The organism is Vibrio sp. 10N.261.55.A7 (assembly GCF_002877365.1).
Taxonomy (GTDB): Bacteria; Pseudomonadota; Gammaproteobacteria; order Enterobacterales; family Vibrionaceae; genus Vibrio.
The window spans coordinates 10,289-25,740 of the sequence record NZ_MCWZ01000112.1 but is presented as its reverse complement, the minus strand read 5'-3'; the positions used below and the strand labels follow the sequence as shown (position 1 = coordinate 25,740).

Sequence of the window (15,452 nt, the reverse complement as noted above, 5' to 3'; positions counted from 1 at the left end):
GTGTCATCCAGGTGTGGTTATGTGCTCTTGGATTAAATCTAGGAAGGCATCGGCGTATTTATCAAGCTTACGTTGCCCTACGCCATTAACGGCGAGCATTTCACCGTATGACGTTGGCAGAATTTCAGCCATATCAATCAGAGTGGCATCACTAAAGACGACATAGGGCGGCAGACTATCTTCATCAGCAATGCTCTTACGCAGCTTACGTAATTTGGCAAACAGCTTCTTATCGTAATTTTTACTCGATAACTTGTCTGACTTTGCGCTTCTGGCAGCGGTATCCAAACGAGGCACCGCCAATTCCAATTCCATTTCACCACGTAGAACCGGTCTCGCTTCTTCAGTTAGCTGCAAGGTAGAGTTGCGGGTAATGTTCTGAGACAGCAAGCCTTTGTGAATCAGCTGGCGGAAAACGCTGACCCAGTAATCATGACTGTGGTCGCGACCGATGCCATACGTCGACAGTTTATCGTGCCCATTTTCTCTGACACGGATATTCTGCATGCCACGCAGAACTTCCACAACATAGCCAATACCAAAGCCTTGATTGACGCGATAGACACAAGAAAGCGCCTTTTGCGCCTCTTTGGTTGCATCAAAGTGCTTGGGTGGATCTAGGCAAATATCGCAGTTACCACAAGGCTTTTCTCGATACTCACCAAAGTAGTTAAGCAAGACCTGACGACGACAGGTTTGCGCTTCGGCAAACGCCACCATGGCATTGAGCTTATGAGATTCAACCTGCTTCTGCGGCCCTTCGTCTTTTTCATCAAGAATACGACGCAACCACCCAATATCAGCCGGGTCATACAGCATCATGGCTTCCGCAGGCAAACCATCGCGCCCAGCTCTACCCGTTTCTTGGTAGTACGATTCAATGTTACGTGGAATATCAAAGTGCACCACAAAGCGAACGTTGGGCTTATTGATGCCCATACCAAACGCCACGGTGGCAACGACGATTTGAATATCATCTCTCTGAAAGGCTTCTTGCACATAGGACCGTTCATCCACATCCATCCCCGCATGATAACCCGCCGCTCGGATATGGTTATTGCACAGCTTTTCCGTCACCATCTCCACTTTCTTACGGCTACCGCAGTAAATAATGCCGCATAAACCTTTGTTGGATTCGACAAAACGAATGACCTGCGAAACAGGCTTATGCTTTTCAACCAAGTTGTAGCGAATATTGGGGCGGTCAAAACTGCCAAGATACTCATGTGGCTCAACCAAATTGAGACGATGCGTAATATCACCACGCGTCGCATCATCGGCGGTCGCCGTTAAGGCCATAAAAGGGACGTTAGGGAAGTAGGTTTTCAGCTGGCCAATCGCGGCGTATTCGGGTCTAAAATCGTGTCCCCATTGAGAAATACAATGCGCTTCATCAACCGCGATCATCGATAGGTTTACATTCTGTAAGCGCTCAATGAAATCCTGCATCAGGACACGTTCAGGCGAGATATAAACCAGCTTTAGATCACCGCTGTGCATACGATTATACACATTGATTAACGCCTCTCTCGACATGGTCGAGTTTACGCACTCGGCGGCCACACCGTCCGCTTTAAGCTGGTCCACTTGATCTTTCATCAACGATATCAGCGGGGAGATAACCAAGGTTAATCCAGAATGAAGCAAAGCTGGGACTTGGTAGCAAAGGGATTTCCCCCCACCCGTCGGCATGATGACCATGCTGTCTTGGCCACTTAAAGCCGATTCAATGACTTCCAACTGCCCTTCACGGAAACGTTGATAGCCAAACACATCTTCTAAAATGCTTTGGGGAGAAGTTTCTGCTTGTTGTGCGAGCAAGGTGGAGGTCATTCAATATCTCAAATAAGGGTCTTTCAAGCCGAGTATATTCCGCTTTTGGCTCGACATTGTAGAGGGGAACGCCGAGGAATTAAACTGCAAATTTGTTAGGTGAATGACTAGCCGACTCGTATACTGCGGATCTTTCATCTCTCCTCTCTATTAATAAGCGACCGTTCATGAAAACAGAAGAACAACAAAGAACGCGACAAGGGATTTTGTTTGCTGTCGGTGCCTACACCATGTGGGGTATTGCTCCCATTTACTTTAAATCGCTTGATGGTGTGGCGGCCCTAGAAATACTGAGTCACCGAGTGATTTGGTCCTTTTTCTTTCTAGCCGGCTTACTGCATGTAGGACGACGTTGGCGCGATGTCCGCGATGTCATGAAATCCAAAACTAAGATGACCTACCTTCTTGCCACCTCCTTTGTCATCGCCTTGAACTGGCTTATCTTCATTTGGGCCGTCAATGAGAATCGCATGCTGGATGCGAGTTTGGGTTATTACATCAATCCGTTAATCAATGTCCTGCTAGGCATGCTATTTCTCGGTGAACGGCTTCGAAGCTTACAGTGGTTTGCCGTGGCTTTAGCCGCTTGCGCCGTCGTTGTTCAATTGATCGCGTTTGGTTCTGTGCCAATCATCGCGATGACACTGGCCATGAGCTTTGGTTTGTATGGCCTTTTGCGTAAAAAAGTCAGCCTAGATGCGCAAACTGGCCTGTTTATAGAAACCCTCGTCTTGCTGCCTGTTGCGCTGATTTACCTCATGTTCATTGCTGATTCTTCTACGTCGAACCTCGTCAACAACGACATGAACCTGAATATTTTACTGCTCGCTGCCGGTGTTGTAACGACGTTGCCTTTGCTCTGCTTTACCGGAGCCGCCACCCGCCTCAAGCTTTCAACACTGGGTTTCTTCCAGTACATCGGCCCAAGCTTGATGTTACTGCTTGCAGTTCTCATCTACGGTGAAGAATTTACTCAAGACAAAATGGTGACGTTTGCCTTCATTTGGGGAGCCCTTATTGTTTTCACCTTCGATGCTTTTCGATTTAACAATAAGAAGAAGCGCCTGTCTAAACACTGATTTTGTGAATCTCCGATGTTGAGAAGCATCGATGTTGTGAAGCATTGATTGCGCTAACTCGCGCTCTCCTCTTGGGCTACCCTCCACAAACAATACCCTGCAAAGCTTGGTGATAACGTCGCCAAGCTTTTATTATCACCCTAACTTAAAACCAAAATTTCCGCCTGAGAGTTACCGATAAATGAGGTCACCATTTTAGCCACACTCGCTGAGTGCAGAAACGAGTGCAGAGCTTAACGGTTTATATTGGTCTTCTCTGTGGTTCTATTTTCACTACACTGGGCGCCACCATTCTTTATATTCATATAAATATGCTCTTTATATGAATATAAAGTCACACAGAGTTATACGCCAATCCGCTCACTTGCTTGTAAGAGATCTCTCACAAGCAAGTGAGCAAAAGACACTTCTTCGCTTAGAGATAAGCACCAAAACAATCATAAGTTATTGATAATAAAAGATACGACTATTTTTCACTCATAATAAACACACCAAATAGCCCAAAAGCCGCGTTGATGATAAACAGAGAAAGCGTAATATTAACCCTGTCGGAAGGAATCTGACACGGAACAGGATACTCCAAGGACTAGGTTATCTTCAGGATGAAGATTCGATTATTCAGGATGAATGGTCGGCAAGGAAAGCGAATTGGACATTGAATGGACGCAATAGTAACTAGGATGGTTACTACTATGGAAAGACAATGGACACCTCTGGATGAGGCAAGGACTGAACATCAGGATGATGTAAAGGACACCGCTCAAGGAATAAGTGAAGCGCGCTAACGAGGATTGTTGGCAGACCAGGATAAGGTCAAGGACACCGCTAGGATGGCGATGTAAAGGAATAAGCTGACGGATTACAGCACACTATCATGGATTTGATGCATGGAGCACTTATAGTAGCCGGATTGCTGCGAGTAAGACTATAGACCCCGATGAGCGTAAGCTCTCGGGGTTTTTCTTTATCTGTCGCTTTTCTATATATGCAACTTGGGCAGACCATCACGAAAAGTTCTCACCTCGGCTATTCACTTCCACCCGGCATTCAAGTAACGTACTTAGCGACATTGCGATAAACCTCATATCCATAAAAATATTAAGGACAAGTCATGTCTCAAGTCACGTTCAAAGGTAACCCAGTAAAAATTAATGGCTCGATACCTCAAGTAGGAAAACAAGCACCTGAGTTTTCGTTAACCACTGGCGATCTATCAGAACTCACTCTATCGTCTTTGAAAGGTAAGAAAGTGGTGCTGAACATTTTCCCAAGTATCGATACACCTACTTGTGCGCAAAGTGTTCGTACCTTTAACGCAAAAGCGGCAGAAAAAGAGAACGCGGTGGTTGTATGTATCTCTGCCGATCTGCCGTTCGCAGCGGGTCGTTTCTGCGAGGTTGAAGGCATTGAAGGTGTGCAGCATGCCTCAACATTCCGTTCACCTGCTTTTTCAGCAAGCTACGGTGTTGAAATTGCTGAAGGTCCTTTAGCGAGCCTGACGACACGTGCTGTCGTTGTAGTGAACGAGGAAGGCCAGGTGACTCACAGCGAGCTTGTGGCTGAGATTGCTGAAGAGCCCAATTACGATGCTGCACTTGCCGCACTGTAAACTTATTTAAAGACGTCACATAAAATAGAAAAAGGGCTGCTATTGAATAGCAGCCCTTTCTTCATTAGACACCCATAGAGTTACATCTGCTCTAGTTTTGCGTAAGCCGTAACGAGCCACTTAATACCTTCACCATTAAAGGCGACTTGAACTCGGCTTTGTGGGCCGCTGCCTTCAAAATTAATGATGGTGCCCTCACCAAACTTAGGGTGTTTAACACGAGAGCCCAAACTAAACCCTGTCTCATTAAAGTTTTCTTTCACCACCGTTTGGCTAAAGCGACCTGCGCTGGTTGGCCTGCTCACTTGTGCCTTCATTCGAACTTCGTCCAAACAAGCTTCTGGCAGCTCTTTGATAAAGCGTGACGGTTTATGATACTTATCTTGGCCATACAAGCGACGCATCTCTGCGTAGGTGATGTAGAGTTTTTCCATCGCTCGTGTCATGCCGACATAACACAGGCGACGCTCTTCCTCTAATCGGCCCGCCTCTTCTGCCGACATTTGACTTGGGAACATCCCTTCTTCAACACCGACCATAAAGACCATTGGGAACTCCAAGCCTTTCGCGCTGTGAAGCGTCATCAATTGCACGGCGTCATCAAACTCATCGGCTTGCCCTTCACCCGACTCTAGCGCGGCATGAGTCAAGAATGCAGTTAACAAGGTTAAATCTTCAGCTTCTTCGGGTTTTTCGAACTGGCGCGTTGCTGTCACCAGCTCTTCCAAGTTTTCAATACGCGCCTTCGATTTCTCGCCCTTCTCTTGCTCGTACATCGCAAATAAGCCAGAAGACTTAATCACATGGTCCGTCTGCTCGTGCAGTGGCATTTCCATCGTGTCATCTTCAAGAGCAATAATCAGTTCAACAAAACGGCTCAACGCACTGGCAGCGCGACCTGCGAGTACTTTTTCATCCAGTAAGGCAACGCAGGTTTCCCACATGGTTGCACCACGATCACGAGCCGCGAAACGAATCGTCTCAAGAGTCTTATCACCGATACCACGCGTTGGCGTATTCACGACGCGCTCAAATGCGGCATCGTTATTGCGATTAGAAATCAAACGCAGATAGCTGAGCGCATCACGGATCTCCTGACGTTCGAAGAATCGCATCCCGCCGTAAATTCGGTACGGCAATCCGGCTTGAATTAGGGCTTCTTCCAGAACACGAGATTGGGCATTATTTCGGTATAGCATCGCCGCATCATTCAGGGCGCCACCTTTATCTTGCCACTCCTTGATTTTACTCACGGTGAAGCGGGCTTCATCCAATTCGTTGTACGCTGAATACACCGAGATCGGCTCGCCTTCGACGCCATCTGTCCACAGCTCTTTGCCCATACGCTCTGTGTTATTTGCGATCAGTGTGTTCGACGCTTCAAGAATGGTTTTGGTTGAACGATAGTTTTGTTCCAGACGAACGGTGTTAACACTTGGAAACTCTAAGGTGAATTTCTCAATGTTTTCTATTTTAGCGCCGCGCCAACCGTAAATTGATTGGTCATCATCGCCCACGATCATCACGTGGCTATCTGGCCCTGCCATCATGCGCAGCCAAGCGTATTGAATGTTGTTGGTGTCTTGGAATTCGTCGACCAAAATATGTTTAAAGCGAGCCTGATAATGCTCTCGGATAAACTTGTTATCGCGAAGCAGTTCATGGGCGCGCAACAGGATCTCAGCAAAATCCACCAACCCCGCACGATCACACGCTTCTTGATAAGCCGCATAAATTTGTAGGTAGGTTTTAGCAATTGGATCATGGTAGGCGTCAACGTGTTGAGGTCGTAACCCTTCGTCTTTTTTACCGTTAATCCACCAGGCCGCTTGCTTCGCTGGCCACTGTTTTTCATCCAGATTTTGCGCCTTTATCAGACGACGAAGCAGGCGTGTTTGATCATCGGTATCAATGATTTGGAAATCTTCAGGAAGCTTGGCATCGAGATAATGCGCGCGCAGAATTCGATGGCAAATACCGTGGAATGTGCCGTTCCACATACCCGAAGAGCTACCCATCATCAGCTCTTCAATACGCCCACGCATTTCTGCCGCCGCTTTATTGGTAAACGTCACCGACATTATTGAAAATGGCGAGGCTTGCTCAACCGACATCAACCACGCAATACGGTGAACAAGCACACGGGTTTTACCACTGCCTGCACCTGCAAGTATTAGAAGGTTCTCCAACGGAGCGGCGACCGCTTCTCGCTGTTTGTCGTTAAGGCCATCAAGTAATAAAGAAGGGTCCATCACACTACGCTACTGGTTATTTATACATAGAATGTGATTATAACCTAAACAGCCCTGACGGATGAGACAAAAAATCACATATTTCTTGAATAATTTTCAATCTAAAAATCAACAAGATACATAAACAAAAAACATTAGTTGCAAACAATTCATAAAAAAATTGAAAGTTTTTTGCTGGGTTTTCTATCCTCTAACTTAAGCAAGCCAATAAAGTTTGCGAATTAAACCAAGGAATTAAGTCAGAGGAAATAACAATGAAAAAATCAAATCTTGCCGTTACTGCTGCTGTTACAGGTCTTATCGCTCTAGGTGGCACTATGCTTACCGCAACTCACGCGGTTGCTGCTGAAAAAGAGAAGTGCTACGGCGTTTCTAAAGCAGGTAAAAATGATTGTGCGACTAAAACAAGCTCTTGTGCAGGTACAGCAAAAGCTGACAATCAAAAAGATGCCTTCGTAGTTTTACCTAAAGGTTTATGTGGCAAGCTAGCGGGTGGTAGCACTGAATCAGCATAAAGCTCAATAGCCTACTAGTGTTGCTAGGTCTGTTTGCTCAACAGATAGACCTAGCAATAATCCGCAACAAGATTCAATCGTTCTACTCAACCAAACCACCATGCTCAATAGACACGCTACACTCAATATAAGCACTCATTTGTACATAAGTAATTCGTACATGAATAATTTGTACTTAGACAAAAAGTAGGAAGGGATTCGTTTTGACAACCTATCACGATCACATCGGCGTTGGATTAAGAAGCCCACACTTGGCCTACTTTCAAACTGAAAAGCCGGAGCTAAGCTGGCTTGAGATCCACAGTGAAAACTACTTTCAACCCAATTCTCCTGCGCGCCAAAGCCTAAGAGACATTCTTAACCACTACCAAATAAGCTGTCATGGCATCGGTTTATCACTTGGCAGTGTTGAACGAGTCAATGCAAAACATCTCGCCCAACTTACGCAACTGGTGAAAGAGGTGGACCCTATCATGGTGTCTGATCATCTAAGCTGGAGCGAAAACGGCGGGCACTACTTTAATGATCTGCTGCCGCTGCCCTACACCGAAGAAGCGCTGGCCGTATTCAGTCGTAATGTCTTAGAAGTTCAAGATGCACTGCAAAGACCAATGCTGATTGAAAATCCGTCAAGCTACCTAAAATTCAATCATTCCACCATTTCAGAGTGGGATTTTCTATCTGAGGTGCAAAAGCGTACGGATTGCCGATTATTGCTCGATCTGAACAATGTTCACGTGTCTGCCTTCAATCATGGCTTCGACAGCCAAACGTATCTCAATGCCATTGATGCAGACGTCGTCGACGAGATTCACTTGGCGGGCTTTACCATCAAGCAGCTTGAACAAGGTGAAATCTGGATTGATACGCACAGCCAACCCGTCAGCGAGGAGGTTTGGCAGTTGTATCAACAATGGATAGAGAAAAATGGCAGCCGCCATACACTCATTGAATGGGATCTCGACCTGCCAGAGCCACAAATTTTGCTTCAAGAAGCAGAAAAAGCCAACAACTTGCTATTGGCGAGCCTGCCTCAAAGAGAAGCGTCATGAATACCTCACTTGCGCATGTACAACAGCAGTTTGCCAATGCCCTTCACTACCAAGCAAATGGGGAAGACTGCCTGATCACCAGTGATCACTTCAGCGCTGATGAACGCATGCAGATTTACCGAAATAATTTCATTATCAGCCTGAGTGAGGTGTTAGAAGTCACCTACCCAATGATACTCGAGCTGGTTGGCGAAGAGTGCTTTACGCAACTTGCACGTCAGCATGTGCTCACGCAGCCATTGACGCATGGAGATGTGACCCATTATGGCGAAGGCTTCGTAGAATCCATCGAGCACTTTCCGGCGGTTATTGAAGCGGCCCCGTACCTGACGGAAGTCGCTCGCTTTGAGTGGTTTATCGATCAATCTCAACAAATTTTTTCACACCAGAATCAGTCCATCGACAACTTGCAACCTTTGGGGAGTTTGAGCCATATCGCGAGTGAAGAACACGCTCACCTCAGATTTCATTTACAGCCAAGCGCCATTGCATTTTCCTCTCACCATGCCATTTTTTCATTGCAACACGCCATGATGACGGAACAATTCGATGGACTGGAATTGAACAATACAGAACAAGGCGTCATCGCTTGCCAACCCAATGGCGAGGTTTGGCATTCCGCACTCAATGAAGAACAACATCAACTGTTAGTGAAGCTAAACGAGGGTGCAATCTTGTCTGAGATTGAAGAGCCGTTGTTGGCACAACTAGAAGCAGTCATCAGTTTAAATTTGGTCATCGGATTCACGATTGATGACCCCAAGGAGCCCGACCATGAATAATTCCCTAACCAATCTAGTCAACCAATACGACAATCTGGTCGTCAAACTGCAAGGTGCGTTTATTCCTTTGTTGCTGCTTTTTTGCCGCTTGTGGGTCGCGTGGGTCTTTTTCAATTCAGGGCTGGTGAAAATAGCCTCATGGGACAGCACCTTGTATCTTTTTGAATACGAATATGTCGTGCCTTTACTGCCTTGGGAACTCGCGGCTTACATGGGAACTGCAGCCGAATTGATACTGCCTGTTTTCTTAGCGTTAGGCCTGTTCACCAGACCCATGGCCGCCATCTTGTTCGTGTTCAACATCACGGCCGTTGTCTCTTATCCGCTGCTATGGGAACGCGGATTCTTTGATCATCAACTGTGGGGATTGATGATTCTTATCAACGTCGTTTGGGGCGCAGGCCCTCTCTCAGTAGATAAGTGGCTGAAACAAAAAGTCAGCGCATAACTCGCGTTTACTCTTCGTCGCTCATGTCTTCCTTTATGGAATTCACCGCGTCTCGCGATGCATGACCAATCGCTTTGGTTGCATCGCGAGTCGTGTGGCCAATGACGGTACCGACTTCCTTCAATTCCGCACAACCATTCGCCCCGAGCAACAATAACCCCATCAATACAGACGTTACTAATTTCATTATCAATCTATCTCCCTGAAAATTATCGAGAGATTATAAACAAAAACCCACTCTTTCGATGACTTTTACGTCAAGAGTGGGTTTGTTTTATGACACGGATAAAATTATCTCAACAATCGTTATTCTCCGTTATCGGTGTGTTCGTTTACGCTTCAATGCCAGCGTGTCGTAGCATGGCATCAATTTGTGGCTCACGACCTCTGAAGCGCTTGAACAGTGTCATTGGCTCTTCACTGCCACCCATCTCAAGGATGTTATTCAGGAAGCTTTGCCCCGTCTCTTTGTTAAAGATGCCTTCTTCTTCAAAGCGAGAGAACGCATCTGCAGACAACACTTCTGCCCATAGGTAGCTGTAGTAACCCGCGCTGTAACCACCGGCAAAGATATGGCTGAAGCTGTGTGAGAAGCGATTCCATTCTAGGCTAGGCAGTACCGATACTTTTGATTTCACGTCTGCTAACGTCTCTAGAACGCGAGGGCCAACCTCAGGATCGAATTCCGTGTGAAGCGTGAAGTCAAACAGACCAAACTCAAGCTGACGCAAAATAAACATCGCTGATTGGAAGTTCTTCGCTGCCATCATTTTGTCTAGCATCTCTTTAGGCAGCGCTTCACCCGTTTGGTAATGACCAGAGATAAACGCCAGCGCTTCTTCTTCCCAGCACCAATTTTCTAAGAACTGGCTTGGTAGCTCAACCGCATCCCAAGGCACGCCGTTGATGCCTGACACATCGCCCGCATCCACTTGCGTCAGCATGTGGTGAATACCATGACCAAACTCGTGGAATAAAGTCACCACTTCATTGTGCGTAAACAGTGCTGGCTTGTCGCCGACAGGTTTGTTGAAGTTACACGTTAGATACGCCACAGGGCTTTGCAGTTCGCCATTCGCAGTGATACGACGACCACGGCAATCATCCATCCATGCACCGCCGCGTTTGTGTTCACGAGCGTACAAATCAAGGTAAAAACTGCCACGAAGCTTATCGTTGCCATCGAAGATATCGAAGAAACGCACAGAGTCATGCCAGGTATCCACGCCCTGACGCTCTTTCACGCTCATGCCAAACACACGGTTCAAGACTTCAAACAAACCGCTCACTGCTTTTGATTCAGGGAAGTATGGACGAAGGTCTTCATCAGAGATCTCGAACAGATGTTGTTTCTGTTTTTCGCTGTAGTATGCGATGTCCCATAGGTTTAGCTCAGTCACACCAAAGTCTTTTTCAGCAAACTGGCGCAGCTCTTCGACTTCACGTACGCCTTGTGGCTTCGCTTTCACTGCTAAATCATTCAAGAAACCCAATACCTGCTCTGGGTTTTCAGCCATCTTCGTTGCCAGCGACTTTTCACTGAAGGTATTGAAACCTAGCATGCGCGCAATTTCGTAACGCAATTTTAGCTGCTCAGCGATGATCTCGGTGTTGTCCCACTTGCCAGCACTTGGGCCTCGGTCTGAAGCTCGCGTCACGTACGCTTGGTATAGCTCTTCACGAAGGGCTTGGTTATCACAGTAGGTCATGACAGGAAGGTATGACGGAATATCAAGCGTCAGTAGGTAACCATCCAACTCTTTCGCTTCAGCAGCGGCTTTGGCTGCGGCAATCGCAGACTCTGGCATACCTGCCAACTCTTTCTCGTCGGTAATGTGTTTGTTCCAGCCCATGGTGGCATCCAGCACATTGTTTGAGAACTGAGAGCCAAGCTCTGACATACGCTTGCTGATCTCACCATAGCGATGTTGCTCATCAGCAGGCAAGCCAATACCAGAAAGCTCAAAATCACGCAGAGAATCAGTAATGCACTTCTTTTGTGCTTGCGTCAAAGAATCAAACGCATCACTCACTTGAATGCTCTTATACGCTTCAAATAGCCCTTTATGTTGACCCACCCAAGTGCCGTACTCCGACAGAATTGGCAAACAGCTCTCATACGCTTCACGCAGTTCTTCGCTGTTCATTACCGAGTTCAAATGGCTCACGGGTGACCATGCACGCCCCAGCTTATCGTCCACCTCTTCAATCGGCGCGACCAGGTTTTCCCAGCTTGGGTGACTGTTGTCTTTTAATACTTGCTCAATCTTTTCACGGCAATCGGCAATCAGCTGCTCAACGGCAGGTTTTACGTGTTCAGGCTTAATAAGAGAAAACGGGGGTAAATCGGTGAAGGACAGAAGCGGGTTCGACATAAACGTTCCTTTTTACGATGAGGCTAAATATGAGAGAGCAAGCAAGCTTACCTCAGAATTTATTATTTAATAGTAAATACTAAATATAGGTAGGTTATGGAAATTTCAATAGTGGCGTATAATCCCCTTAACAGAATATTTTAATTATGCGCACTTCATCGATGAGTGTTTGAGAGTCTAATTTGCTAAGTTATCGCCACAGTTTTCATGCCGGCAACCACGCCGACGTTGTGAAACACATTGTTCAGAGCCTGATCTTGAACGCTCTGCAACAAAAAGAGAAACCCTTTGTTTACCACGATACGCACTCTGGCGTGGGTCGTTACGACTTAACTCACGAATGGTCTGAAAAAACCAGCGAGTACAAACAAGGTATCGCTCGTTTATGGGCGCAAGATAATGTCCCTGCAGAGATGCAAAGCTACCTTGAAGCGATTAAACAGCTCAACAGTGGTGAAGAGTTGCGTTATTACCCAGGTTCGCCACGCGTTGCTCGCGCGCACCTCCGCCCGCAAGACCGCATGGTATTGACCGAACTGCACCCGAGCGACTACCCGCTGCTTGAGCAAGAATTCCACCGCGATCGCCAAGTGCGTATCTACAAAGAAGATGGATTCCAACGCTTAAAAGGCAGCCTGCCGCCTAAAGAGCGTCGTGGTTTGGTATTGATTGACCCACCATACGAGCTGGCGAAAGAGTATCGCGATGTCGTCACTGCTATCGCACAAAGCCACAAACGCTGGGCAACGGGTATTTACGCGATTTGGTACCCAGTGGTGAATCGCTGCGACATCGAAGACATGATTGAAGGGCTAGAAAGCCTTGGCATCCGCAATATTCTGCAAATCGAATTAGGTGTCTCCCCAGACACCAACGAACGCGGAATGACAGCATCCGGCATGATCGTCATCAACCCGCCATGGAAGCTGGAAAGCCAAATGAACGAAATTCTGCCTTTCTTACAAGACGCCATTGCCCCCGCAACCGGCCACTTCAAAGTCGATTGGATTGTTCCGGAATAGACATACTCGGCAACCTTCCATGTTAGCCATCTAGTTAGCCATCTATGACGCAACGATATTCTCGTTGCGTTTTTTTATCCCAACATCGTCTTTCCTCACTGAGCTACGTCTTAAAAGTATCAATAAAAAATCAGTCGAGAGAAACGAACATGCTAAAAATCATCAGCTTTAAAATTTGCCCATTTGTTCAACGTGTCACCGCCGCGCTAGAAGCCAAGAAGGTTCCGTATGAGATTGAATACATCAACCTAAAAGACAAGCCACAATGGTTTTTAGACATATCTCCAAACGGCCAAGTGCCCGTTATGGTGACCGACTCTGGTACCGCACTGTTTGAATCCGATGCGATCATTGAATACATCGAGGATGAGTTTGACCCACTAGAGCAAGGGATCACCAATGAGCAGCGCGCTTTAGACAGAGCGTGGAGCTACCTGGGGACGAAACACTATTTGCCTCAATGTGGAACCATGGGCAGCAAAGACCAACAAACCTTTGAAGAACGCGCAGAGAAATTAATTAAGGCATTCCAGAAAGCAGAAAATCAGCTGACTGGCGAGAGTCAGTTCTTTAAATCGGACGCGCTGAGCAATGTCGATATCGCTTGGTTACCCTTACTTCATCGTGCGGCCATTGTGAAAGCGCATTCTGGGTACGATTTCTTCTGTGGCTTGCCCAAAATGCAGGCATGGCAAAAGAACATTCTAGATTCAGGCCTCGTAGAGAAAACGGTTTCTGATGACTTTGTTCAGCGGTTTGGCGACTTCTATCTATCCAACACTTACCTTGCTGATAGTAAAGGTGCACAAACTCCGAGTAGCTGCGCCACCAGCAACTGCTGCGGTTAATGTTAAGGTTCAGGGCTGAACGCCTGAGTTAAAATAACAAAAGCGGAATAGGCCTTATTCCACTTTCCTCTCTTTCATCGCTATTAGTCATAATCAATCTTACTTTTTCCCATTAGGTAAAGTTGCTAGACTCGATTTATAGTATGGGTAGCAAAATTCAACTTAACATTGCGGTCATATTGAGTTTATCACTCCACACCCCAATGTATTGTTACTAAAATAATGGAATTAATTAGCTTTCGGAGAACGTAATGGCAACGCATTTTGATTATATCTGTATCGGTGGTGGCTCTGGTGGTATCGCTTCAGCAAACCGTGCTTCTATGTACGGCGCAAAAGTGGCACTGATTGAAGCTCAAGACCTTGGCGGTACTTGCGTCAACGTTGGCTGTGTACCAAAGAAAGTCATGTGGCATGGCGCTCAGGTTGCAGAAGCCATCAACCTCTACGCGGAAGACTACGGTTTCGACGTTGAACTGAAAGAGTTCAAGTGGAACAAAATGATTGAAAACCGCCAAGCGTACATCGGCCGTATCCACCAATCTTACGATCGCGTACTAGGAAACAACAAAGTCAACGTCATCAAAGGCTTTGCTAAGTTTGTAGACGCAAAGACTGTTGAAGTAAACGGTGAACTTTACACAGCAGATCACATCACGATTGCCGTTGGTGGTCGCCCTACGATTCCAAATATTCCAGGCGCTGAGCACGGTATTGATTCAAACGGCTTCTTCGAGCTAATGGAGCAACCAAAGCGCGTAGCCGTCATTGGTGCAGGTTACATCGCGGTTGAGATTGCAGGCGTTATGCACTCCCTAGGCAGCGAAACTCACCTATTCTGCCGTAAAGAGTCACCGCTACGTAGCTTCGATCCAATGATCGTAGAAACGCTTGTTGAAGTAATGAATACTGAAGGCCCAACGCTTCATACCCACTCTGTGCCAAAAGAAGTGGTTAAAGAAGAAGATGGCAGCCTAACGCTTCACCTAGAAAACGGTGAAAGCCAAAACGTTGATACTCTAATTTGGGCGATTGGTCGTCACCCAGCAACGGATGCCATCAACCTAGACGTCACTGGCGTAGCAACCAATGATCGCGGTTACATCAAAGTTGATGAATACCAAGAAACCAACGTGAAAGGCATCTATTGTGTTGGTGACATCATGGAAGGCGGCATTGAGCTAACGCCAGTCGCTGTTAAGGCCGGTCGTCAACTTTCTGAACGCCTATTCAATGGCAAAACCAACGCAAAAATGGACTACGAGCTGGTTCCAACGGTTGTCTTCAGTCACCCACCTATCGGCACGATTGGTCTAACGACTCAAGAAGCGGAAGAGCAATACGGCAAAGACAACATCAAGGTGTACACATCAGGCTTCACAGCAATGTACACAGCGGTCACTAAGCACCGTCAACCATGTAAAATGAAGCTAGTTTGTGCTGGTGAAGACGAGAAAGTTGTGGGTCTACACGGCATTGGTTTCACAGTGGATGAAATGATTCAAGGTTTTGCCGTTGCGATGAAGATGGGCGCAACCAAAGCAGACTTTGATGCGGTTGTTGCGATTCACCCTACTGGGTCTGAAGAATTCGTTACTATGAGATAGTCTCTCTTGGGTAATAAAAAGGGTTTAAGT

Annotated in this window: 13 protein-coding genes; 9 read left to right on the top strand and 4 right to left on the bottom strand. The window is 46.6% G+C overall.

Annotated elements, in window-relative coordinates; all coding sequences use genetic code 11:
* Positions 1 to 3 precede the first annotated feature (3 nt).
* Positions 4 to 1,833, bottom strand: a complete 1,830-nt coding sequence (recQ, locus tag BCU12_RS08025; RefSeq protein WP_102403818.1) for an ATP-dependent DNA helicase RecQ — start codon at positions 1,831 to 1,833, stop codon at positions 4 to 6.
* A gap of 167 nt (positions 1,834 to 2,000) precedes the next feature.
* Between recQ and rarD the strand changes: the two genes are divergently transcribed.
* Positions 2,001 to 2,912, top strand: coding sequence for an EamA family transporter RarD (rarD, locus tag BCU12_RS08020; RefSeq protein WP_102403817.1), 912 nt, complete (start codon positions 2,001 to 2,003; stop codon positions 2,910 to 2,912).
* Positions 2,913 to 4,023: 1,111 nt separating this feature from the next.
* Complete coding sequence (tpx, locus tag BCU12_RS08015; RefSeq protein WP_102403816.1) at positions 4,024 to 4,521, top strand: thiol peroxidase; 498 nt, start codon at positions 4,024 to 4,026, stop codon at positions 4,519 to 4,521.
* Between the two features lie 80 nt (positions 4,522 to 4,601).
* Here the strand turns inward: tpx and uvrD are convergent, their stop codons facing one another.
* On the bottom strand, positions 4,602 to 6,776 hold the full coding sequence (uvrD, locus tag BCU12_RS08010; RefSeq protein ID WP_102403815.1) for a DNA helicase II: 2,175 nt from the start codon (positions 6,774 to 6,776) through the stop codon (positions 4,602 to 4,604).
* Positions 6,777 to 7,027: 251 nt separating this feature from the next.
* On the opposite strand from uvrD, the gene BCU12_RS08005 reads away from it, so the two are divergent.
* The 4 genes from BCU12_RS08005 (at position 7,028) to BCU12_RS07990 (ending at position 9,570) form a co-directional block, all read left to right on the top strand.
* Positions 7,028 to 7,288, top strand: a complete 261-nt coding sequence (locus tag BCU12_RS08005) for a DUF2282 domain-containing protein (RefSeq protein ID WP_102403814.1) — start codon at positions 7,028 to 7,030, stop codon at positions 7,286 to 7,288.
* Positions 7,289 to 7,491: 203 nt separating this feature from the next.
* Positions 7,492 to 8,340 (top strand): DUF692 domain-containing protein, encoded by an 849-nt coding sequence (locus BCU12_RS08000; RefSeq protein WP_102403813.1) that lies wholly within the window; start codon positions 7,492 to 7,494, stop codon positions 8,338 to 8,340.
* Positions 8,337 to 9,122, top strand: coding sequence for a DNA-binding domain-containing protein (locus tag BCU12_RS07995; RefSeq protein WP_102403812.1), 786 nt, complete (start codon positions 8,337 to 8,339; stop codon positions 9,120 to 9,122). The genes BCU12_RS08000 and BCU12_RS07995 overlap by 4 nt, the downstream gene beginning before the upstream one ends.
* Positions 9,115 to 9,570: a DoxX family protein gene (locus tag BCU12_RS07990; protein WP_102403811.1), complete on the top strand. Its 456-nt coding sequence runs from the start codon at positions 9,115 to 9,117 to the stop codon at positions 9,568 to 9,570. The genes BCU12_RS07995 and BCU12_RS07990 overlap by 8 nt, the downstream gene beginning before the upstream one ends.
* Before the next feature lie 7 nt (positions 9,571 to 9,577).
* Here the strand turns inward: BCU12_RS07990 and BCU12_RS07985 are convergent, their stop codons facing one another.
* Positions 9,578 to 9,757: a hypothetical protein gene (locus BCU12_RS07985; protein WP_102403810.1), complete on the bottom strand. Its 180-nt coding sequence runs from the start codon at positions 9,755 to 9,757 to the stop codon at positions 9,578 to 9,580.
* A 145-nt stretch (positions 9,758 to 9,902) separates the two neighbouring features.
* The gene (gene prlC / locus BCU12_RS07980; RefSeq protein ID WP_102403809.1) at positions 9,903 to 11,945 is read right to left on the bottom strand and encodes an oligopeptidase A; all 2,043 of its coding nucleotides are present in this window, start codon (positions 11,943 to 11,945) and stop codon (positions 9,903 to 9,905) included.
* Between the two features lie 182 nt (positions 11,946 to 12,127).
* On the opposite strand from prlC, the gene BCU12_RS07975 reads away from it, so the two are divergent.
* The 3 genes from BCU12_RS07975 (at position 12,128) to gorA (ending at position 15,422) form a co-directional block, all read left to right on the top strand.
* Entirely contained in the window at positions 12,128 to 12,967 is an 840-nt protein-coding gene (locus tag BCU12_RS07975) for a 23S rRNA (adenine(2030)-N(6))-methyltransferase RlmJ (RefSeq protein ID WP_102403808.1), read from the top strand.
* Positions 12,968 to 13,116: 149 nt separating this feature from the next.
* On the top strand, positions 13,117 to 13,815 hold the full coding sequence (locus BCU12_RS07970) for a glutathione S-transferase family protein (RefSeq protein WP_102403807.1): 699 nt from the start codon (positions 13,117 to 13,119) through the stop codon (positions 13,813 to 13,815).
* Between the two features lie 251 nt (positions 13,816 to 14,066).
* Positions 14,067 to 15,422: a glutathione-disulfide reductase gene (gene gorA, locus BCU12_RS07965; RefSeq protein ID WP_102403806.1), complete on the top strand. Its 1,356-nt coding sequence runs from the start codon at positions 14,067 to 14,069 to the stop codon at positions 15,420 to 15,422.
* Positions 15,423 to 15,452 lie beyond the last annotated feature (30 nt).